The organism is Pseudonocardia sp. EV170527-09 (genome assembly GCF_008369905.1).
In the GTDB taxonomy this organism is placed as follows: Bacteria; Actinomycetota; Actinomycetes; order Mycobacteriales; family Pseudonocardiaceae; genus Pseudonocardia.
Map to the genome: position 1 here is coordinate 1 of NZ_VRMC01000250.1, position 1102 is coordinate 1102.

The 1102-nt window shown below is 71.5% G+C and carries 2 protein-coding genes; both read left to right on the plus strand.

Features of this window, described 5'->3' with window-relative positions; all coding sequences use genetic code 11:
• The coding region (locus tag FVA95_RS28865; protein ID WP_368667386.1) for a replication initiator at positions 1-861 on the plus strand (861 nt) is incomplete at its 5' end.
• A gap of 24 nt (positions 862-885) precedes the next feature.
• Positions 886-1102: sigma factor-like helix-turn-helix DNA-binding protein (locus FVA95_RS28870; RefSeq protein WP_193564260.1), on the plus strand; the 217-nt coding region annotated here is incomplete at its 3' end.

The following is a 1102-nucleotide window of genomic DNA, read 5'->3' on the forward strand; positions in this document are numbered from 1 at the left end:
TGCCGCATGAACACAACCGAAACCGGCCCCGTCCCGATCGACCAGGACAAGCTCACCCGCGCCCAGAAGGCGATGCTCGCGCTGTCCAACGAGGTCGCCACCCAGCTCGCCGAAGACCACGGCGTCTGCGTCCGACCGCTCGCGATGCGGCGGATCGATCAGAGCAGCGGCCGGGTCGACGTCGTCCCCGTCCCGTGCGGGTCGACGCGGGAGGACCAGTGCCGCCCCTGCGCGGAGAAGGCCCGACGCCTGCGCATGGTCCAGTGCCGCGAGGGCTGGCACCTCGAGAACGAACCCATCGCCAAACCCGCCGACCCCACCGCCGCACAGAAAGAACTGATGACGGTCCGCGCGGACCTGCACGCCGCCTACACCGACGCCCGCACCAAGGGCGACGACGCCGAGTGCGAGGAGATCCGCGAGACCGTCGCCGAAGTCGACCAGGAGCTGCGCGCCCTCGGGGTCCGTGGCCGCCTGGCCCCGCTCGACCCGACACCACACACCGTGCGCCGCTCCACCCGACGACGCCAGGACGCACCGAACCTGCCCCGCCGCCCGGTGGAGGACCGCACCCTCGGCCGGGTGTTCGGCGGGAAGTACCGGCCCTCGACCTTCCTCACCCTGACCCTGGACACCTACGGGCGGGTGGACAAGCACGGCGCCGCCCTCGACCCGGACACCTACGACTACCGCCGCGCCGCCCGCGACGCGATCCACTTCCCCAAACTCCTCGACCGGTTCTGGCAGAACACCCGCCGCTGCGTCGGCTGGGACGTCCAGTACTTCGGCACCGTCGAACCCCAGAAGCGCGGCTGTCGACGACGGCCTGAGACTGACCCCCTGACGTCGGATTGGGATTGACCCCTTCTGGGCGACGCTGAGGGGGTGTTGTCGGTGGAGGACTGGTCCGAGATCCGTCGTCTGCATCGGGCGGAGGGTGTCCCGATCAAGGAGATCTCCCGCCGGCTGGGAGTCGCGCGGAACACGGTGCGTTCGGCGCTGCGGGCGCCGGGCCCACCGCGGCGGGAACGGGGCCCGCGGGGTTCGCTGGCTGATGCGGTCGAGCCGCAGGTGCGGGCTCTGTTGGCGCAGTTCCCGCGGA